At 66.9% G+C, this 19,982-nt stretch carries 15 protein-coding genes; 8 read left to right on the forward strand and 7 right to left on the reverse strand.

The features are described from left to right. The first annotated feature begins 95 nt into the window (after positions 1-95). The 5 genes from BACI348_RS02955 to BACI348_RS02975 are packed head-to-tail and all read left to right on the forward strand — an operon-like array spanning position 96 to position 6,289. Positions 96-1,691, forward strand: a complete 1,596-nt coding sequence (locus tag BACI348_RS02955) for a pyridoxal phosphate-dependent decarboxylase family protein (RefSeq protein ID WP_442858486.1) — start codon at positions 96-98, stop codon at positions 1,689-1,691. After that, positions 1,688-3,034, forward strand: a complete 1,347-nt coding sequence (locus tag BACI348_RS02960; protein ID WP_159823881.1) for a lysine N(6)-hydroxylase/L-ornithine N(5)-oxygenase family protein — start codon at positions 1,688-1,690, stop codon at positions 3,032-3,034. The genes BACI348_RS02955 and BACI348_RS02960 overlap by 4 nt, the downstream gene beginning before the upstream one ends. Beyond that, entirely contained in the window at positions 3,031-3,615 is a 585-nt protein-coding gene (locus BACI348_RS02965; RefSeq protein ID WP_159823882.1) for a GNAT family N-acetyltransferase, read from the forward strand. Before BACI348_RS02960 ends, BACI348_RS02965 begins: the two co-directional genes overlap by 4 nt. A gap of 2 nt (positions 3,616-3,617) precedes the next feature. Beyond that, positions 3,618-5,444, forward strand: a complete 1,827-nt coding sequence (locus tag BACI348_RS02970) for an IucA/IucC family protein (RefSeq protein WP_442858521.1) — start codon at positions 3,618-3,620, stop codon at positions 5,442-5,444. A gap of 38 nt (positions 5,445-5,482) precedes the next feature. After that, the gene (locus BACI348_RS02975) at positions 5,483-6,289 is read left to right on the forward strand and encodes an SDR family NAD(P)-dependent oxidoreductase (protein ID WP_159823884.1); all 807 of its coding nucleotides are present in this window, start codon (positions 5,483-5,485) and stop codon (positions 6,287-6,289) included. Here BACI348_RS02975 and BACI348_RS02980 read toward each other — a convergent pair. The 3 genes from BACI348_RS02980 to BACI348_RS02990 form a co-directional block, all read right to left on the reverse strand. Then, complete coding sequence (locus BACI348_RS02980) at positions 6,239-7,330, reverse strand: FUSC family protein (protein ID WP_159823885.1); 1,092 nt, start codon at positions 7,328-7,330, stop codon at positions 6,239-6,241. The two genes, BACI348_RS02975 and BACI348_RS02980, sit on opposite strands and share 51 nt — an antisense overlap. A gap of 303 nt (positions 7,331-7,633) precedes the next feature. Then, positions 7,634-9,244 carry an MFS transporter gene (locus tag BACI348_RS02985; RefSeq protein WP_159823886.1) on the reverse strand — a complete coding sequence of 537 codons (1,611 nt, stop codon included), beginning with the start codon at positions 9,242-9,244 and terminating at the stop codon, positions 7,634-7,636. A gap of 920 nt (positions 9,245-10,164) precedes the next feature. After that, on the reverse strand, positions 10,165-12,699 hold the full coding sequence (locus BACI348_RS02990) for an ATP-dependent DNA ligase (protein ID WP_159823887.1): 2,535 nt from the start codon (positions 12,697-12,699) through the stop codon (positions 10,165-10,167). Between the two features lie 40 nt (positions 12,700-12,739). On the opposite strand from BACI348_RS02990, the gene ku reads away from it, so the two are divergent. From ku to BACI348_RS03005, 3 genes are all read left to right on the forward strand, one after another. Further along, positions 12,740-13,897 carry a non-homologous end joining protein Ku gene (ku, locus tag BACI348_RS02995; protein ID WP_159823888.1) on the forward strand — a complete coding sequence of 386 codons (1,158 nt, stop codon included), beginning with the start codon at positions 12,740-12,742 and terminating at the stop codon, positions 13,895-13,897. Between the two features lie 238 nt (positions 13,898-14,135). Continuing rightward, entirely contained in the window at positions 14,136-14,993 is an 858-nt protein-coding gene (locus tag BACI348_RS03000) for a class I SAM-dependent methyltransferase (protein WP_159823889.1), read from the forward strand. Continuing rightward, on the forward strand, positions 14,983-15,414 hold the full coding sequence (locus tag BACI348_RS03005) for an SRPBCC domain-containing protein (protein ID WP_159823890.1): 432 nt from the start codon (positions 14,983-14,985) through the stop codon (positions 15,412-15,414). The genes BACI348_RS03000 and BACI348_RS03005 overlap by 11 nt, the downstream gene beginning before the upstream one ends. Before the next feature lie 127 nt (positions 15,415-15,541). Here BACI348_RS03005 and BACI348_RS03010 read toward each other — a convergent pair whose 3' ends face one another. The 4 genes from BACI348_RS03010 to BACI348_RS03025 form a co-directional block, all read right to left on the reverse strand. Next, positions 15,542-15,820, reverse strand: coding sequence for an HPr family phosphocarrier protein (locus BACI348_RS03010; RefSeq protein WP_159823891.1), 279 nt, complete (start codon positions 15,818-15,820; stop codon positions 15,542-15,544). A gap of 64 nt (positions 15,821-15,884) precedes the next feature. Further along, entirely contained in the window at positions 15,885-17,951 is a 2,067-nt protein-coding gene (locus BACI348_RS03015) for a PTS fructose transporter subunit IIABC (protein ID WP_159823892.1), read from the reverse strand. Positions 17,952-17,953: 2 nt separating this feature from the next. Then, positions 17,954-18,979, reverse strand: coding sequence for a 1-phosphofructokinase family hexose kinase (locus BACI348_RS03020; RefSeq protein ID WP_159823893.1), 1,026 nt, complete (start codon positions 18,977-18,979; stop codon positions 17,954-17,956). Continuing rightward, on the reverse strand, positions 18,976-19,782 hold the full coding sequence (locus BACI348_RS03025; RefSeq protein WP_159823894.1) for a DeoR/GlpR family DNA-binding transcription regulator: 807 nt from the start codon (positions 19,780-19,782) through the stop codon (positions 18,976-18,978). The genes BACI348_RS03020 and BACI348_RS03025 overlap by 4 nt, the downstream gene beginning before the upstream one ends. Between the last annotated feature and the right edge of the window lie 200 nt (positions 19,783-19,982).

Here is a 19,982-nt window from a genome sequence, read left to right on the forward strand (position 1 = left end):
GTTCCAGTAAATACATCACGGAAGTTTGATTAAAAGGCTCACCTAAGTAAGGGTTACCTATGCAATGGAGTGAAACGCCGACCGAAGGATGACCAGTGCCGCTGATGCCCCGCCTTGATGAGTTAGAAGTGGACGAGCCGCGAGGCGAACAGGACCCGCCGGGCAAGGACTTCGGCTCCAGGGTGGAACTCGCTCTCTCGGCCAGCAACCACCTCCTCAACGCACGCAACTCGCCACGGTACGTGGCGCAGGTGCTGCAGGGGGTCACGGCCGTGGCCACCAAACTGGAGCGGACCACCCGGCCGTTCACCGGCGTCGGACCCTCCGAAGTGAAGGCCCGCGTCGGTGCGGTGGACCTCGAAACACCCCTGCCGGACACGGCAGCAGCCCTGCAGGAACTCGAAGACGTGTACCTGCGTGACGCCATCTACTTCCACGACGCCAAGTACGCCGCACACCTGAACTGCCCCGTGGTGATTCCGGCGCTGGTGGGCGAGGCCGTCCTGTCCGCTGTGAACTCCTCCATGGACACCTGGGACCAAAGCGCCGGCGCCACCATGATCGAGCGGCGCCTCATTGACTGGAGCGCCGAAAGGCTGGACCTGGGCGACGACGCCGACGGCATCTTCACCTCCGGCGGCAGCCAATCCAACCTCCAGGCCTTGCTGATCGCCCGCAACCACGCCGTCGCCGGCCTCCGCCAGGACCCTGCCCGCGCCGGACTCCGACTGCCGGCCCTGCTGGATTCGCTGCGGATCTTCACGTCCGAGGACAGCCACTTCAGCATCCAGAAGTCGGCCTCCCTGCTGGGGATGGGATTCGACGCCGTGATCACCGTCCCCTGCACCGGCGACCACCGAATGGACCCTGCCGCCCTCGCCGAAGCCATGGCAGCGGCAAGCGGCGCCGGCCTGACCCCGATGGCAGTGGTGGCCACCGCAGGAACCACCGACTTCGGTGCGGTGGATCCGCTTGCGGAACTCGCCGCCCTCGCCAGGGCATATGGCGCCTGGTTCCACGTCGACGCCGCCTACGGCGGCGGCCTCATGGTCTCCGGCCGCTACCGCCACCTCCTGGACGGCACCAGGCTCGCTGACTCGGTTACCGTGGACTTCCACAAGACCTTCTTCCAGCCGGTCAGCTCCAGCGCCCTGCTGGTCCGCGACAGGACCATGCTCCGCCACATCACCTACTACGCGGACTACCTGAACCCGGAAAGCGCAGCCCTCGCCGAGATCCCCAACCAGGTGGACAAAAGCATCCAGACCACCCGCCGGTTCGATGCCCTGAAGCTGTGGCTCACCCTGCGGATCATGGGCGGGGACGCCATTGGTGCCCTTTTCGACGAAGCCATCGACCTCGCGGCCCGGGTGGGAACGCTTCTCGCCGCGGACGACGACTTCGAGCTCGCCGCCCCGCCGCAACTGTCCACCCTGGTTTTCCGCTACCGGCCACGGTTGGCCAGCGGCGGGCGCCTCTCCGAAGATGCTGCCGACGCGCTGAACCCTGCCATCCGCGCCGCCATCTTCGCCTCCGGGGAAGCGGTAGTGGCCGGCACCAAGGTGGGCGGCCGGCACTACCTGAAATTCACCCTCCTCAACGCCGAGGCCACCCTCGGGGACATTTCCCAGATCATCAACTTCCTGCGCCGCACCGGCGCGGGACTGCTGCAGAGCGAGGTATCCGCGTGAGCACCCCCAACTCCGGCAGAATCTACGACTTCGCCGCGGTCGGCGTCGGGCCCTTCAACCTGGGCCTGGCCGCGTTGACCCAGCCCCTGGAGGGGCTGGACGGCGTCTTCCTGGAACGCCGGGAATCCTTCGACTGGCACCCAGGCATGATGCTGGAACCTGCCCACCTCCAGGTGCCGTTCATGGCGGACCTCGTCACCCTGGCCGACCCCACCTCGCCATACTCGTTCCTGAACTTCCTGAAGCAGACCGGACGGCTCTACCGCTTCTACATCCGGGAGAACTTCTACCCGCTGCGGGCCGAATACAACCAGTACTGCCAGTGGGTGGCCGGGCAGTTGCCCGGCGTCCGTTTTGGCACAACTGTGCTGGAAACGGCGTACGACGACGGCCTGTACCGGCTTTCCGTCTCGGGCCCGGACGGGCCCGAGGTACTGCAGGCGCGCCGGCTGGTGCTGGGCACCGGCACCTCCCCGTACGTGCCGTCGTCGGCTGAGGCGATGGTGGCCGATGCGGCCGCCGGCTGCGGGGGACTGGTCCTGCACAACGCAGACTACCTGGCACGCAAGGCCGAACTGCAGCAGCAGCGCAGCATCACCATCCTGGGCAGCGGCCAGAGCGCCGCCGAGATTTATTATGAGCTGCTGCAGGAGTCGGACGCCCACGGGTACCAGCTGAACTGGGTCACCCGCTCCGGCCGGTTCTTCCCGCTGGAATACACCAAGCTGACCCTCGAGATGACCTCACCCGAGTACGTGGACTACTTCCACGGCCTCCCGCAGCACCAGCGCGACTACCTGAACAAAACCCAGAAGAACCTGTACAAAGGCATCAACTCGGACCTGATCGACGCCATCTACGACCTGCTGTACGCCAGGAGCATTTCCGGCCTGGTGGATACCCGGTTGCTGACCCATTCCACGCTGACGGGTGCCCGCTGGAATCCGGAAGCCGGAACCTACACCCTGCACCTGGACCACGGCGAGCAGGGCTCCGCCTACACCCTGGACAGCGACGCCGTGGTGCTCGCCACCGGTTACGGCTACCGGGAACCGGCCTTCCTGGCCGGCATCCAGGACCGCCTCGCCCGGGACGGCGCAGGCAGGTTTGCGGTGGACCGGAACTACAGTACCGGGGTTGAACCCGGTGAGATTTTTGTCCAGAACGCCGAGCTGCACACGCACGGTTTCGTCACGCCGGACCTGGGCATGGGCGCGTACCGGAACTCCTGCATCCTGCGCGAAATCACCGGCCGGGAGGTGTACCCTGTGGAGCGCAGCATCGCGTTCCAGCAGTTCGGGGCACCGGCGGATATCAGCGCTGCGGCAGGGGTGCCGGCATGAACTTCACTTTCCGCTGCCTCGATGCCCAGGCTGACGCACCGCTCCTCCACAGCTGGGTGACCCGGCCCTACGCCGCGTTCTGGGGCATGCTGTCCGCAAGCGTTGAGGACGTGGTGGACGAGTACACGACGATCCAGGCCAGCGGCCATCACCACGCCCTGCTGGGGCTCGACGACGGTGTCCCCGCCTTCCTGATGGAGGAGTACCTCCCGGCCTCCTCGCCGCTGGACGCTGTATATCCCGTCCTCCCCGGCGACCTGGGGATGCACCTGCTGGTGGCGCCGCCGTCGAATGGCCCGGTGGCCGGCTACACCACGGCGGTGATGGACGCGGTGCTGGGCGGCCTGTTCGCCAAGCCCGGGGTGGACCGTGTGGTGGTGGAGCCGGATGCCCGGAACACCAGGATCCATGCACTCAATGCGCGGCTGGGATTCCAGCCCGCCGGGGTGGTGACCCTCCCGGACAAGGACGCGCTGCTGAGTTTCTGCAGCCGCGACGACTACCTGGCCGCCCGCGAAGCCCTACCGTTCAGCACCCCTGAATCCACCCGCACACCCGTCCCGCAGGGAGCATCACTGTGACCATCGACCTCGATCCGGCCCTGACTCTGGTCCCCGCCGCCGCACCGCACCTCAGCGGCGACCGGTGGGACAACGCGAACCGGCACCTGCTCCGCAAGGCGCTCGCCGAGTTTTCGCACGAAAGGATCCTCGCCCCGGAGCTCCTGGTCGCGGGGAACGGCGCCTACCGGGTCCGCAGCGCATCCCTTGAATACCGCTTCACCGCCAGGGTCCTGGAACTGGAGCACTGGTCCATTGACGCCGGTTCCATCCGTTGCTTCCGGGACGGCACTGAATCGCCGCTGGACGTACTGGAGTTCATCACGGCGTTCCACGAGACCTTGGGCATCAACCTCCAGATGCTCCCGGTTCATCTGGAAGAAGTCAGCAGCACCCTGGCAAGCCACGTCTACAAGCAGTGGGCCGGGCAGCCCCCGGCCGCCGAACTTGCGGCCGGAGTTACCGGTGGCCTCGATCCTGCCCGGGATTTCCAGGCCATCGAGCGCAGCATGACCGAAGGGCACCCCTGCTTCGTGGCCAACAACGGGCGGCTGGGGTTTGGCATCAGCGACTACCACGCCTTCGCACCGGAGACAGGTGCCCCGGTGCAACTGGAGTGGATCGCCGTGAACCGCAGCCACGCGGTGTTCACCGCAACGGCAGGCCTCGACTACCGCGCCCATCTGGACGCCGAACTTGGCCCGCTGCTCGGCGATCTTGACGCCGAACTGCGGCTGCAGGGCCTCGACCCGGAGGAGTATTTCCTGATGCCCGTGCACCCGTGGCAGTGGGAAAACAAGCTCACCGTGACGTTCGCGGCCGAGATCGCCCGGCAGCGCATCGTCTACCTGGGCACCGGCAGGGACAACTACCAGGCGCAGCAATCCATCCGGACCTTCTTCAACACCAGTGCTCCCGCCCGGCACTACGTGAAAACCGCCATGTCCGTGTTGAACATGGGCTTTATGCGCGGCTTATCCCCGCAGTACATGAAGGCCACCCCCGCCATCAACGACTGGCTCCGAAACCTGATCGACGCTGACGCCACCCTCCAACGCCGGGGATTCACCATGATCGGCGAGCTCGCAGCGATCGGCTACCACAACGGGTACTACGAGGCCGCCTCCGCCAAGGGTTCGCCGTACCGGAAGATGCTCTCTGCCCTGTGGAGGGAAAGTCCCCTGCCCCTGCTGCAAGAGGGGCAGCAGCTGTCCACGATGGCCGCGCTCCTGCACGTCGATGCGGAGGGCAACCCAATGGTTTCGGCGTTGATCGAACGTTCCGGACTTGCTGCGGAGCAGTGGCTGCGGCAGTACTTCGAGGCCTACCTGGTGCCGTTGGTGCACTGCCTGTTTACCTACGAGCTCGCCTTTATGCCGCACGGCGAGAACGTCATCCTCGTCCTCGAGGACGGGGTGCCGGTGCGGGCCATCATGAAGGACATTGCCGAGGAGATCGTGGTGATGGGGGACCGGCTGGACCTTCCGGATGAGGTGTCCCGGATCAAGGCGGCCATTCCGGACGGGGAAAAGGTGCTGGCCATCTTCACGGACATCTTCGACTGCATCTTCCGCTTCCTCGCGGCACTGCTGGAGGAGGACGGCAAGCTCAGCCAGGAGGAGTTCTGGCGGACTGCCGCTGCTGCCATCAAGGACTACCAGGAGCAGCACCCGGAACTCGCCGGCCAGTTCGCCCGGCACGACCTCTTCGCGGCCGACTTCGAGCTGTCCTGCCTGAACCGGCTGCAGTTGCGGAACAACCAGCAGATGCTGGACCTGGCCGATCCCTCCGGCGGGCTCCAGATGGCCGGGCGGCTCGCGAACCCGCTGGCGCGGTTCGCGGCGCAGTAGTGGCGGACAGCGGACCGGCGCGTGGCTAGGCTGGCACCATGACCACCGCGCACCCCCAGCATGATCTTTCCGGAACCACAGCCCTGATCACCGGGGCCAGCGCGGGCCTGGGTGCCGAGTTCGCACGGCAACTGGCGGAACAAGGCCACAACCTGGTGCTGGTGGCGCGGGACCAGGCCCGCCTCGAGGAAGCAGCGGCGGGCCTGGAACGGCGCTACGGAATCACGGCTGAAGTGCTCCCCGCAGACCTCACGGATGACGCGGACGTGGCCGCCGTCGTCGGACGCCTCTCCGATCCGCAGCAGCCAGTGGGGATCCTGGTCAACAACGCCGGGATCGGACTGTTGCACAACTTCGAGGACAACCCCGTCCCGGAGGAGCAAAAGCACTTGAAGCTGCATGTGGAAACGTCCATGGTGCTGGCGCACGCCGCGCTGAAGGGGATGCTGGACCGGGGCGAGGGCAGGATCATCAACGTGGCCAGCATCGCCGCGTTCCTGCCGCGGGGAACGTATTCCGCGGCGAAGGCATGGATGGTGAGCTTCAGCCGGTGGGCCAACCTCGCCTACGGGGAGCGCGGCGTGAAAGTCACGGCGGTCTGTCCTGGCTTTGTCCACACGGAATTCCATGAGCGAATGGGGATGGACAAGTCCGTGGCTCCTTCGTGGACCTGGCTGCGTCCGGGGCGCGTGGTCCGGGAGGGGTTGGCGGACAACGCCCGGGGCAAGGCCGTTTCCATCCCCACGAAACGCTACAAGCTGGTCGCTGCGCTGGCACGCATAGCCCCGGCGAAACTAGTGGCGGGCCCTCCGCGGAAGCCCGATGAGGGCAGCAACGGTCCGTGAACCTGCCCGCCGCACCGCAACCACCACGGCGATGCCCGTCAGCGCGCCCACCAGCGTCTCCACCCCGCGCTCCAGGATCAGGACGGCGGGGTCGACGGGCGCGGCGAGCTGCGTCATCAGCAGGATCACCGGCGTGAAGGAAACCATCGCAAGGCCGTAGTGCCGGGCCATAAACAGTTCGGTGGTGAACTGGAACAGGATCACCAGCAGGGCCAGGAGCACCGCCTGCTGCCCGGGGAACAGCCCAACCAGGGACCATGGGCCGGGAAAAATGACGACGGCGGTGACGGCCAATCCCAGGAACGTTCCGACGATGCGGTGGATGCCCCGCCGGACGCTGCTGGGCAGGTCGGCGCCGGCCAGGGGTACGGCTGCGGCGGCTATGGCCCAGTGCGGGTGGCCGCTGCCGCTGAGGACACCTACCGTGCCGGCAGCTGCGACGGCGAGAACGTAGCGGGTGGCGTGCACCAGCAGCTTGCGCTGGCCGGCGGGCTGCAGGGCAGGCGCGCTCCGCACCGCACCCCGCTGCCAGGACCTGTGCCGGACCCAGCCGCCGAAACCCACCAAAACCGAAAAAGCAGCGGACCCGGCCGCAATGAGCAGTGCCACGTACCACGGGACCACAACCGGTACGGAGGCGCACGCACCCAGTGCCAGGATGCCAAAGAACGGCCCGTTGGGCTTGAGCCCCACCCGGTCCGCGAAGATCGATCCCACGCCGGCCAATACCGCTTCGACTGCGACGAGCCACCATGAGTGGAGGTGGTTGGCGGACAGGAACAGGCCAACGGCGACGCCGCCAAGCAGCACCACTGCGGCCTGGCACTGGTGCAGGAGGCGGAGCTGGTGCGGTTCGGAGCGCCCGTACATCCCGGTCAGGGCGCCGAAGACGGCATACATGATGAGGTCGGTCCGGCCTGCGGACAGGAGCAGGAGCGAGGGGACGGCGACGCTGATGGCCACACGAAGGGCGGCAAGGTGGTCGCGGTTGGCGGGATCCAGCCGGTGCAGGGCGCGCATCTGCTCCATCAGAAGCTTCATGCCGCACCCACCCTGCCTGTCTCCCGGACCTCCACAAGCGTCCCTTTGCACACGGTCCCTTTGGAAAATATCACCGGGACCGACCTGCTGGCATGTCCTGGCGCGCCGCGGGGAAATAAAACGACATTGGCGCGGCCGGACGCACGAAGGTGCACTGCGGCGTGGCCCCGGCACCCTGGCGCTGCGCCGCAAAGGCCCGCCCCGCGCGCTTTTCGTGCAAGCTGCGCAGGACGGGCCTTGGGAGCGTGGGCCGCCGGGTCTGCCGGTCCGGATTCTTCCGGACGTAAGGGTTGCCCCTGTGCCCTAAACCTGGGCCGGGACCTTGCCGGAATTTGAATCCGTGATGTCCTGGGTCTCGAACGGGAGTTCGTCCAGGTCGATCAGCGGGTTCTCATCCTGGGTGGCCACCAGTTCGCGGGCCTCGGCCTGGGTGTCCACGCTGGGCATGGAACCCGGCAGGGGCCGCTGGGCCGATTCCTTCAGGAAGTAGATGGCCACGGCGCCCACCAGGGAGGTACCCATCAGGTAGTAGGCGGGCATCATGTCGTTGCCCGTGGCGCTGATCAGGGCTGCCACGATGAACGGCGTGGTGCCGCCGAAGATGGCCACCGAGAAGTTGTAGGCGATGCCCATGGCGCCGTAGCGGCTGGATGTGGGGAACTGGGCCGGCAGGGCCGAGGCCAGGTTGGCCACATAGAACGTCACCGGGAACGCGATGAGTGCCAGGCCGGCCAGCGTGGACCAGATTTCCCCCACCCCGATCAGCATAAACGCCGGGGCTGCCAGGACAACCGTGCTCAGCGCGCCGATCCACAGCACGGGGCGGCGGCCGATCCTGTCGGAGAGCTTGCCGGTCAGCGGAATGCAGAGGCTCATCACCACCAGGACGGGGATGGTCAGCAGGGTGCCGTGTACCTCGTCGTAGCCCTTGGACTCGGTCAGGTACGTGGGCATGTAGGAGGTCAGGGCGTAACCTGCGGTGTTGGCGGCGGCCACCAGGACCATCGCGACAATGATGGAGCGCCAGTAGGCCTTCACGATTCCCACGGGACCCTTAACCGCTGCGTCATCCGAGGCGGCGGCGTGCTTGGCGAGGTCTTCCTGGGCGTCCAGGGTGGCCTGGAACTGCGGGGATTCCTCGATCTTGCTGCGGAAGTAGACTGCGATCAGGCCCAGCGGACCTGCCACCAGGAAGGGGATCCGCCAGCCCCAGTCCTCCATGGCCGCCTGGCCGAGCGTGAGCTGCAGCGCGGACACCAGGGCGGCGCCGAGGGCGAAGCCGAAGTAGCTGCCCATATCCAGGAAGCTGGCGAAGAAGCCGCGGCGCTTGTCCGGGGCGTACTCGCTGACGAAGGTGGTGGCCCCGGCGTATTCACCGCCGGTGGAGAAGCCCTGGATGACCTTCAGCAGGACCAGGAGGCCGGCCGCCCACAGCCCGATCTGCGCGTAGCCGGGCAGGAGGCCGATGGCGAACGTGCTGGCCGCCATGATCATCAACGTGGTGGCGAGGATCTTCTGCCGGCCCACCTTGTCGCCAAGCCAGCCGAAGATCACGCCGCCGAGCGGGCGGGCGATAAATGTTGCGGCGAAGGTGCCCAGGAGGAACAGCGTCTGGGTGGTGGGATCAGATTCCGGCAGGAAAACGGGTCCCATGGTGGTGATGAGGTAGCCGAAAACGCCTACGTCGTACCACTCCATGGTGTTACCCACGATGGTTCCGCCCAGTGCCTTCTTGAGCATGGGCTGGTCCACCACGTTGACGTCGGACTCCTTGAGCCGGCGGCGCACCAGTTTCCTGGGTTTACGTGGTGCCTTGGCAAGTCCCGGTGGAGTACCGGGGGGTGTAGCTGGGTTGGTTCCGGAGGCGTTGAGCATGCCTGCGGAAGAGTCGGTGATGCTTCGGTCTGTGGGCATTTGGGCAACTCCTGTGGAGGTCATTTGCTTGCGACTTGTAGCTGCCCCGCTCCGGGCAGGCCTTCAATTTTACGCGAATCCCATGGCGCCTGCCGGTTTAATGCCGTAGGATCAACCATTTTTGGGGCCCTTCGGCAAGGGTTTCGCAGCTTACTTTTACCGCTTTTCCCGCGTCAGCACAGGGAATGGCGAGGCAGCGAGCAATCGTTACCGAATTTTTTCGCGGTGACGCCCCGAACAGCCCCTTTGGGCCGGCCCGATAGCGCAAATAGTGATGCGGCCCACCACCCGGGGAGCCACGTCATGGGACCCGGATCCGTGACCGTCCCGCACGGCTGGACAGGCCGCCGTCGTCCGCTTCTTTGGCCGTTTCCCGGCCCGCCCTCCTGCGGGGGTTCACAGGCGCCCGGCGCATCCCTATGGTGGTTCCATGGGAACACTTTCTTCTAAGTAGGCGCCACGCCTGCGGCCTGGCGGTTGCCGGCCACCCCCAACAGTCGCAACGGTCCATTGCGGGCCTCACTTTGGTAGCACTTCATTTCATCGCGGAAAGGAAGAACAAATGGCTGACGAAATCACTGGAAAAAACCTGGCGCCTGAGGTCGCTGACCACCTGGCGGAGGCAATGAAGGCCCCCGACATGCCAAGTGCGGCCGCTCCAGCCTCCTCAATGGGGGTGGGTGGAGAGAGCACCTGGCCGGATGGAAACGGGAAGCGGCGGCACCCCAAGGAACACGGGGCCGGCCATGGGCGGATGGGGCAGGGGGCAGCTGTGAGTGCGGTCCACCGCACCAGCCGCCCGCAAATGCCGCACTCATCCTGAGGCTGCACCACTCCCGACACTGAAACAGCTGGGGACCCCGGAATTCCGGAATCCCCGGCTGTTTTGCGCGTGGGAAACGGGAGCCGCGGGCGCGTGGTCAGCCCTCCAGAAGCACGTCTTCCGGTTCCTTGTCCAGCCGCCAGCCGCGCCATACGGGGTGCCGGAGCCGGCCGGTCCCGGTCCACTCGCTGTACGTCACCTCGCCCACCAACTGCGGGCTCACCCAGTGCGCATCTGCCGAGTCCTCCCGGGGGACGTCCTCGAACGGGGAGGTTTTCCGGGCCAGCCGGTCCACGGTCTGCCGGAGCTCTTTCAGCTCCCGCCAGCTGAAACCGCTGCCCACCCGGCCTACGTAGCGCAGGTTCCGGCCCTCCGGAATGCCCACGAGCAGTGATCCCACCGAGCCCTCGCGTGACCCCTTGCCGGGCCGCCAGCCGCCCACCACCACTTCCTGGGTCTGGTCGAGCTTGAGTTTGATCCAGGTCCGGGTGCGCTGTCCGCTGACGTAGCGGCTGTCCGTGCGCTTGGCCATCACGCCCTCCAGCCCGAGTTCCCGGGCGCTTTCGAGGATGTGGTCCACGGGTTCCTCGAGCACCATGGAGAGGTCCACCGGGCAGTCCGACGGACTGAAGAACTGATTCAGCCGCGTGCGCCGCTTGTGCAGGGGGAGCGTGCGAAGGTCCGTGCCGCCGTCGTACAGCAGGTCGAAAAGCATCAGCCGGACCGGGATGGCTTTGCGCGCTTTGGCGACGTCGGAGGGCCGGGTGAGCTTCATCCGGCCCTGCAGCAGCCCGAAGTCAGGCCTTCCTGAAGGGCCGACGGCGATGATCTCGCCATCGGCCACAAACGGCTGCGGCGGCCAGGAGTCCCTGTCCGTGAGCTCGGGGTAGGTCCTGGTGACGTCGTTGCCGTTGCGGCTAAAGATGCGGATGGTCTTGTCGTCCGCGACGAGGATGGCCCGGACGCCGTCCCACTTGAGCTCGAACTGCCAGTTGCTGCCCTGCAGGTCCGCCACTTTCCCCGCGGTGGCCATCATCGGGCTGAAGTCTTCAGGAGATGGCACAGGCGCCGCCGAAGCGGCGGAAGGTGGGGCCGGCGCCGGCTCAGGCGCGGCGTCGTCCTCCTCGGGGGCTTCCGGCGCGGCGTCGTCCTCCTCGTCCTCCTCCTCCGGGACCTCTTCTTCCGGGGCCGCGGGCAGCGGCCGGGGCCGGCTGCCGGGCCGGTCCCTGTCCATGAGGTGGATGAGCCATTGCCCTTCGGCGTCCTTACCCTGGCCGCGGCCGGTATGGATGAGCGCGTACTTCTTCGTCCCGCCCAGGCCGCCGCCTTCGGAACCTGTGAGGGTGACAATGACCTCCCGGCCGTTGATCCACTTGTGCAGTTCGTAGGTGCCGTGGTCCCAGATGGTCATGTCGCCGGCACCGTATTCCCCCTTGGGGATGGTCCCGTGGAAGGTGAGGTAGTCCATCGGGTGGTCCTCGGTCTGGACGGCCAGGTGGTTCTTTCCGCCCGACTCGGGGACGCCTTTCGGCAAGGCCCAGGACACCAGGACGCCGTCGTGCTCCAGCCGGAGGTCGAAATGGAGCCGGCTGGCATGGTGTTCCTGGATGACAAACGCATCGCCGCTGCCTGCCATGCCGCTGAACGGTTCCGGCGTGGCCTGCGGATCACGCATGGAGCGGTACTTGCCCAGGCGCGGGTCGCCGTCGTGGTGTTTCTCCGGTACGTCGAGGCTTTGGTTCGAGGCGCGGACGACGGCGGCGAACGGGTCAGTGCCTTCCTGCACCCGCCGCAGCACGGCCTCGTAGTCGAGGTGCTGCAGCCCGGGCGTCCCGATCTCCTCCCATGTCCGGGGAGCGGCCACCATGGGGGTGGGGCGGCCCCGCAGCGAATAGGGCACGATGGTGGTTTTGGCCGCGTTGTTCTGGCTCCAGTCCACCAGCACCTTGCCCTGGCGGAGGGTCTTTTTCATGTCGCTGACGGCAAGGTCCGGGTGGTCGGCTTCCAGGGCGCGGGCCAGTTCGCGCGCGAACGCCGAGATCTGGTCCGAGGTCTGGCTGCGGTCCAGGGCTGCGTAGAGGTGGATGCCCTTGCTGCCGCTGGTGACCGGGACGGGGTCCAGGCCCACGTCCTGCAGGATGCTGCGGGCCAGGAGCGCCACTTCCACGCACTCCTGAAGGCCCGCGCCGACGCCGGGATCGAGGTCCAGGACCAGCCGGTCCGGATTCAGCTGGTCGCCGTGCGAATCAACCTGCCACTGGGGGACATGGATTTCCAGCGAGTTGATCTGGCCGAACCAGGTGAGCGTCGCGGGGTCGTTGACCATCGGATAGTGGATGGTCCGGTCCTTGTGGGTGATGGCGGCGCGGGGGAGCCAGCCGGGGGCCGAGTCCTCAAGGTTCTTCTGGAAAAAGACCTCGCCGGGCTTCTCGTCAGTTCCGACGCCGTTGACCCACCGTTTCCGGGTGGCCGGCCTGTTGGCTGCGGCGGGGATCAGCACATGTGCCACGGCGGCGTAGTAGGCCAGGATGTCCGCCTTGGTGGTGCCGGTCTCCGGATAGATGACTTTGCCCAGGTTGGTCAGGGTCAATTCCCTGCCCGCAACCCGGACACGTTCCTTAGCTGCGGCCACAGGTCTTCACCTCCGGCGCTCCGTGCTGTTGACTTAGGGGATGAGAGCCATCTGGAAAGGTGCCATCGCGTTTGGCCTGGTCAACGTACCCGTAAAGGTTTACAGCGCAACCGAAGATCATGACATCAGTCTGCACCAGGTCCACAACGCCGACGGTGGCCGCATCAGGTACCAGCGCAGGTGCGAGGTATGCAGCCAGGTGATCGACTACTCGGACATTGAGAAGGCCTACGAGGAAGACGGCAAGACGGTGGTCCTCTCCAAGGACGAACTCAAAGCCATCCCCGCCGAGAACAGCCACGAGATCGAAGTGGTGCAGTTCGTCCCGTCCGAGCAGCTTGAACCGATGATGTTCGAGAAGAGCTATTACCTGGAGCCGGACTCCAAGTCGCCCAAGGCCTACGTGCTGCTCCGCCGCGCCCTGGAGGACACGGACAGGGTGGCGATCGTCCAGTTCGCGCTGCGGGAGAAGACCCGGCTGGGTGCGCTGCGCATCAAGGACGACGTCCTGGTGCTCCAGTCCCTGCTCTGGCCGGATGAAGTGCGCGAAGCCAGCTTTCCTTCCCTGGATGTGTCCATCAAGATCTCCCCACAGGAGCGTGAGATGTCCGCCGCCCTCGTGGAATCCATGGCGGCTGACTTCGACCCCGAGCACTTCACCGATGACTACCAGGTGCAGCTCCGCCAGCTCATCGAGGCCAAACTCGAGCAGGGCGACGCGCTGGACACTGAGGAAACGTTTGGTGTGGAGGCCGGTGAGGGCGGCAAGGGCGAGGTCATCGACCTGATGGAGGCGCTGAAGCGAAGCCTGGACCGGAAGCGCGGGGGCGGAGCTGCTTCGAGCGGGTCCGGGGACGAAACGGAGTCCGCGGAGGCCGACGAGGACGACGACACAGACGCAAAGCCCGCGCGCAAGCAGGCTGCCGCCGGCAAAACCACGGAATCCAAGACTGCCGGGACCAGGTCCGCGGCCGGCAGGTCCACGGCCGGCAAAGCTACCGCGACCAAGTCGGCGGCTTCCAAGCCGGCCACCGCAAAATCCAGGGACACTACGTCCACGGCAAAATCGGGCACTGCTAAATCGGGCACGGAAAAATCCGGCACGGCCAAGACCACGGCCAGCAAAACAGCTGCCAAACCCGCCGCGAAGAGCACCGCCGGCAAGGCATCGGGCACCAGGGCACGCAAGCCGGCTTGATCCTCCGAGGCCGGCCGGTAGTGCCGCGCTGCTTTGTGCCATGCTTATGAAACTACTAAGCCTGCTTGCTTTTTGGTAGTGCCTGCCCGGCGGGGCTGTTGGGGAGAGCTGTGCCCGTTTCGCGCCGTCCCTTTACAGCGCAGGCGGGCGCGTCCACAATGAGTCGCATCACAGCCTCCGCTGTGGCAACAGCGTGCTGTCAACTCACCGGGAATTATCGCAGTAGGGAGGCACAGTCATGAATGACCAGGCTGGTGTTCTGGAAGCGGACCGGGCGCTCAAGCAAAAGCACCGGGCAATGTGGGCATCGGGAGACTACCCGGCGCTCGCCAGTGAACTGCTCCCGGAGCTCGGGGCAATCCTCGTCGAGGCCTGCGGCATCAACTCGCGTCAGCGGGTCCTGGACGTGGCCGCCGGTGCCGGGAATGCCGCCATCCCCGCCGCGATGATGGGTGCGAAGGTGGTGGCCAGCGACCTCGCCCCGGAACTGTTCGACGCCGGCCGTCACCAGGCCGCCGACAGGGGCGTGGAGCTCGAATGGAAGGAAGGTGACGCGGAGGCCCTGCCGTTCGGGGACGGCGAGTTCGACACCGTCATGTCCTGCCTCGGCGTGATGTTCGCACCGCATCACCAGACCGCCGCGGACGAACTCCTGCGCGTCTGCAAACCGGGCGGCACCATCGGGCTCCTCAGTTGGACCCCGGAAGGCTTCATCGGAAAGATGTTCGCCGCCATGAAGCCCTTCGCACCGCCGCCCCCGCCGGGTGCGCAGCCCGCGCCACTTTGGGGGAGCGAGGACCACGTCCGCGAACTGCTCGGCGACAGGGTCACCGACGTCCAGGCCCGCAAGCAGTCCCTTGCCGTCAGGAGTTTCCACCAGGCGGAGGACTTCGTCCGCTACTTCAAGTCCCACTACGGCCCCACCATCTCCGTCTACAAGTTCATCGCGGAGGATGCCGGCAAGGCCAAAGAGCTGGACAAGGCCCTGACCGAACTCGCCGAATCGTTCGGGGACGCGCACGGTGATGCTCCGTTCCAAATGGAATGGGAGTACCTGCTGTTCACGGCGAAGAAGGCCAAGTCCGATGCCCGGTGACCACGTCGCAGAGTCGTCCGTCACTGTCGAGGCACCGCCGCAGCGGGTGTGGGAGGTCATCATGGACCCGGTGGCCACCGAGGAGTTTATGTTCGGTGCCGAGCTCGCCACGGACTGGAGCGTGGGCGGACCCATCACCTGGCGGGGCAGCTGGGAGGGCAAAGAGTATGAGGATAAGGGTGTGGTCCTTGAAGTGGAACCCGGCCGGAAGCTGGTGTACACACACTTCAGCCCGCTCGCCGGCGCGGAGGACACGCCGGAAAACTACCACACGCTGACGTGGACGCTGCAGGCGCAGGGCGGCCGGACGATCCTGACCCTGTCCCAGGACAACAACGCCACGGAGGAGGCGGCCGAGCACTCGAAGGGCATGTGGGACGGGCTGGTCGCCGACGTCAAGAGGCTGGCCGAGCGCAGCTGACCCACTCAGTTGGGTTGGACGCTTAACGCGGGCGGCCGCCGTCGGACACTTCCACCCAAGGGAAGGTACGACGGCGGCCGGCCGGCTGGGATGTCCAGGCACTCACGGTGCCTGGACGGCGATGCTGCTACTCGGCGTCGTGATCCGTTTCCAGGATCTGGACCAGGTGGTTCAGGGCATCGTCAGCGCCGTCGCCCTCGGCCCGGAGGACCACCACGTCGCCGTGCGAGGCGCCCAGGCTCATGAGGGACAGGATGCTGGCAGCGTCCATCGCCTCGTCGGCCGGCTCACCTTCGCGGGCGATGGTGATCTCCAGGTCGTATTCTCCTGCTGCCTCGGCGAAGATGGCGGCGGGGCGGGCGTGCAGGCCCACACGGCTGGCGACGGTTGCTGTGCGTTCTGGCATTTTTGCTCCTTAGTCTTCCGGCGGGCTGGTTTGATGCCGGGTAGAGATAGTGGGTGAGGCAGGGTCAGACGGTTGCTGGAACTTTCTCCACCGTAGCAGCGCTCTTCGGGGCTGCCCAGCGCTTGAGGGCCACCACGGCCAGCGCGCTCACGATGGTTCCGGCGATGATCGACAGGACGAACATCAGCAGGTTGCCGATCGCGAAGAACACGAAGATACCGCCATGGGGCGCCTGCGACGTGACTCCGAACGCCATGCAGAGTGCGCCGGTGAGGGCACCGCCCAGCATGCTCGCGGGGATGACGCGCAGCGGGTCGGCCGCGGCGAACGGGATGGCGCCTTCGGAGATGAAGGAGGCGCCGAGAAGCCAGGCTGCCTTGCCGTTTTCACGCTCGGCCAGGCTGAACAGCTTGCGGTCCAGAACGGTGGCCAGGGCCATCGCCAGCGGCGGAACCATGCCCGCAGCCATTACGGTGGCCATGATCTGCCACGGCGCCTGGTTGCTGGCGCTGCCGGCGCTCAGGCCGGCCACGGCGAAGGCGTAGGCCACCTTGTTCACGGGGCCGCCGAGGTCGAAGCACATCATGAGGCCGAGGATGATGCCCAGGACCACTGCGGAGGCGCCGGTCATGCCGGACAGCCAGCCGTTAAGGGCGGTGGTGAGGCCGGCGATGGGTCCGCCGAGCACCAGGAACATCAGGCCGGAGGCAACGATGGAGGCGAGCAGCGGGATGATCACCACGGGCATCAGGCCGCGCAGCCAGCGGGGTACCTGCCAGGTCCCGATGAGGTGTGCGACGTAACCGGCCAGCAGGCCGCCCACGATGCCGCCGAGGAAGCCGGCGCCCATGAACCCGGACACGGCACCGGCGACGAAGCCGGGGGCGATGCCGGGGCGGTCGGCGATGGCGTACGCGATGTAACCGGCCAGCGCGGGGACCAGGAAGCCCATGGACAGGGCACCGATCTTGAACAGGACCGCCCCGAGGTAAATGGCCAGGCCCCCCTCGGGAAGGTTCCCGAAGTTGTTCGCCAGGACCACCTTGTCCGCGACGCTGGTGATGTTGTAGCCGCCGAGCAGGAAGCCCAGGGCGATCAGCAGGCCGCCGCCGGCGACGAACGGAATCATGTAGCTGACGCCGGTCAGCAGTGCCCTCTTCAGCTTCTGGCCGATGTGCTCACCCTTTTCGGTGGCAGCCTGCTCGGCCTGTTCCTCGGCGCCGAAGTGCGGCACGCGGCGGGCGTTGGGGTCGCTTGCCGCGGCCAGGGCTTCCTGGACCATCTTGGCGGGCTCGTCGATGCCGCGCTTGACGGGTGCGTTGATGACGGGCTTGCCGGCGAAGCGTTCCTTGCCGCGCACGTCCACGTCCACCGCGAAGATGACGGCGTCTGCGGCGGCGATGACGGCAGGGTCCAGTGCCTTGGCGCCGGAGGAGCCCTGGGTCTCAACCTGCAGGTCAACGCCGGCCTCCTGGGCGGCCAGGACCAGGGAATCGGCTGCCATGTAGGTGTGGGCGATGCCGGTGGGGCATGCGGTCACGGCTACGAGGCGCTTGGGCCCGGACCCTGTAGCTGGGTCGGCTGACCCGGAGGCCGTTGTGACCGTGCTTGCCGAAGCCGGGCCGGCGGAAGCTCCCACAGCAGCCTCGGCGGGTGCCGCAGCGGCGTGGGCGGCCGGCTTGTCGGCCAGGGCGCCTTCCACCAGTTCCACAATCTCCTCGGGCGAGGAAGCGCTGCGGAGGGACGCGGTGAAGTCCTTTTTGATGAGGGACCGGGCGAGCTTGGACAGCAGCTTCAGGTGGGCCTGGTCTGCGCCGTCCGGGGCTGCGATGAAGAAGATCAGGTCCGCCGGGCCGTCCTTGGCGCCGAAGTCCACCTTGGGGGCCAGGCGGGCCATGGCCAGGGTGGGCTCGGTGACGGCAGCCGAGCGGCAGTGCGGGATGGCGATGCCGCCGGGGATGCCCGTGGCGGTTTTCTGCTCCCGGGCAAAGGCATCCGCGAAGAGGCCTTCGACTTCTGAAGCGCGTCCGGTGGCAGCTACTTTGCTTGCCAGGTGCCGGATCACCGTCTCGGGGGAATTGCCCAGGTTCTGGTCGAGCTCGACCAGTTCCGTGGTGATGAGCTGGGTCACTGTCAATCCTTTCGAAGGGCCGTGATGGTAACGGCATCCGGGGTGGTTTGGTGGACTGCCGGGACGGTGGAACCCGGCAGGGAGGCGGCCGCGGCCCCGTGGGCCACCGCCTGACGCAGGCAGTCGGCCGGGGCGGCGCCCTGGCCTTGGGCGAGCAGGTAACCGGCCAGGGCTGAATCGCCCGCGCCGACAGTACTGACCGCGGCGACCGGCGGATGCGTGGCCAGCCACGCGCCGTCGGCCGTTACCAGGACAGCTCCCTTGGATCCGAGAGTTGCCAGCACAGCACCCACACCGGAACGTACGACGGCGGCGGCTGCTGCTGCGGCAGCAGCCGGATCCGCTTCCAGTTCGTCAGCGGTGGCCGGGGAGGCGAAACCGGCTGCGGCAGCCAGTTCCGCCAGTTCTTCGGCGTTGGGTTTGAGGAGGTCCGGCTTACCCGAACCAGAGCCTGCCGCGTCACCGGATGATCCGTCGGAGGACGGTTCATCACTGGACACGGCGGCGGCAAGCGGGGCGCCGGAGGAGTCCACGGCGATCTGCGGGGCGGTGCCGTCCGCGGCGGAGCGCAGCCGGCGGGTCACCGTGGCGTAAAAGTCGGCGGGGAATCCCGGCGGCAGCGAGCCGGCCAGGACCACCCAGCTGGCGCCGCGGGAGCTCTCCACCAGCAGCTTCATCAGCGCTTCCTGCTGGTCGGCGTCCAGCAGCGGGCCGGGCTCGTTGATCTTGGTGGTCACGCCGCCGGGCTCGGTGAGGGCCACGTTGGTGCGCAGCGGTTCACCGATGGGCAGGGAAACGAAGGGCACGCCGCTTTCACGCAGGCCGGCCAGCACAGGATCGCTGTCCGCACCCGGCAGGACGGCCAGGGATTCCAGGCCGGACGCCACCAGGGCGCGGGAGACGTTGACGCCCTTGCCGCCGGATTCCTGGCTGACGGAGACGGCCCGCTGCACTTCGCCGCGTTCCAGCGGGCCGGGGAGGGCCACGGTCCGGTCAAGGCTGGGGTTGGCCGTGAAGGTGATGATCATGCGATCACCACGTCTACGCCGGCGTCCTCAAGGGCGGCTGCAAGTTCCGGGCCGGGTTCGCTGTCTGTAATCAAGGTGTCCAGATCTTTCAGGGAGGCGAACTGGACCAGGGTTTCCGCGTCCAGCTTGGAGGAGTCGGCCAGCACCACGATGCGGCGGGCCGAACGGACGAAAGCTGCCTTGACGGCGGCTTCCTCGGGATCGGGAGTGCTCAGGCCAAACGATGCGTGGATGCCGTTGGTGCCGATGAAGGCAATGTCCGGCCGGATCCTCCCGGCGGCGTCCACCGTGGCCTGGCCAACGGCCACCTGGGTGAGGCCGCGGACGCGGCCGCCCAGGACGTCCAGGGCGATGCCGGGAACGCTGGAAAGCTTGCCGGCGATCGGGACGGCATGGGTGATGGCGACCAATTCGGCGCGGAGTTCCGTGCCGTCGGAAGGTTCGATGGCGGTACGCCGGGCCAGCAGCCCGGCCAGGACTTCGGTGGTGGTACCGCCGTCGATCAGGACGCTGCCGGAGGAGGTCCGGGGAATGAGGGCCAGGGCAGCCTCGGCGATGCGGATCTTCTGGTCCGGCCGCTGGATGGCCCGCTCGGTGACGCTTTCCTCGGTGGTGCTGAACCTGTCCGCGGCCACGGCGCCGCCGTGGACCCGCCGGACGGTGCCGGCGTTTTCAAGGGTGGCGAGGTCGCGGCGGACGGTTTCGGTGGTGATGCGGAAGCGCTCGGCCAGGAGGGTCACGCTGACCCGGCCGGTGCCGGCTACAAGCTCGGCAATCTTTTGCTGGCGCTCCTCGGCGAACACATACCCTCCGTTGCGTAAGGCTTGCTGTGAGTGACTGGCATCACATGATGTTGAGTTAATTGACTTTATCTTTGCTTATGTTGGTTTGTCAATGGAAACCCACACGAAACAAAATTCGTCCCTCAGGGGTGGGAGTTTTGTCCGCCTCTCCACGGTTGCGGGCACTGCGAAGCCCGCATGCCCGGGAAAACCCCGGCCGC

It is taken from the genome of Arthrobacter sp. 9AX (assembly GCF_902506095.1).
In the GTDB taxonomy this organism is placed as follows: Bacteria; Actinomycetota; Actinomycetes; order Actinomycetales; family Micrococcaceae; genus Arthrobacter.

What these genes read in the sequence shown, in the direction of transcription:
- BACI348_RS02965 (WP_159823882.1), top strand. Translation starts at nt 3,031, where the DNA reads ATGAACTTCACTTTCCGCTGCCTCGATGCCCAGGCTGACGCACCGCTC.
- BACI348_RS02975 (WP_159823884.1), top strand. Translation starts at nt 5,483, where the DNA reads ATGACCACCGCGCACCCCCAGCATGATCTTTCCGGAACCACAGCCCTG.
- BACI348_RS02980 (WP_159823885.1), bottom strand. Translation starts at nt 7,330, where the DNA reads ATGAAGCTTCTGATGGAGCAGATGCGCGCCCTGCACCGGCTGGATCCC.
- BACI348_RS02985 (WP_159823886.1), bottom strand. Translation starts at nt 9,244, where the DNA reads ATGCCCACAGACCGAAGCATCACCGACTCTTCCGCAGGCATGCTCAAC.
- ku (WP_159823888.1), top strand. Translation starts at nt 12,740, where the DNA reads ATGAGAGCCATCTGGAAAGGTGCCATCGCGTTTGGCCTGGTCAACGTA.
- BACI348_RS03000 (WP_159823889.1), top strand. Translation starts at nt 14,136, where the DNA reads ATGAATGACCAGGCTGGTGTTCTGGAAGCGGACCGGGCGCTCAAGCAA.
- BACI348_RS03005 (WP_159823890.1), top strand. Translation starts at nt 14,983, where the DNA reads ATGCCCGGTGACCACGTCGCAGAGTCGTCCGTCACTGTCGAGGCACCG.
- BACI348_RS03010 (WP_159823891.1), bottom strand. Translation starts at nt 15,820, where the DNA reads ATGCCAGAACGCACAGCAACCGTCGCCAGCCGTGTGGGCCTGCACGCC.
- BACI348_RS03020 (WP_159823893.1), bottom strand. Translation starts at nt 18,979, where the DNA reads ATGATCATCACCTTCACGGCCAACCCCAGCCTTGACCGGACCGTGGCC.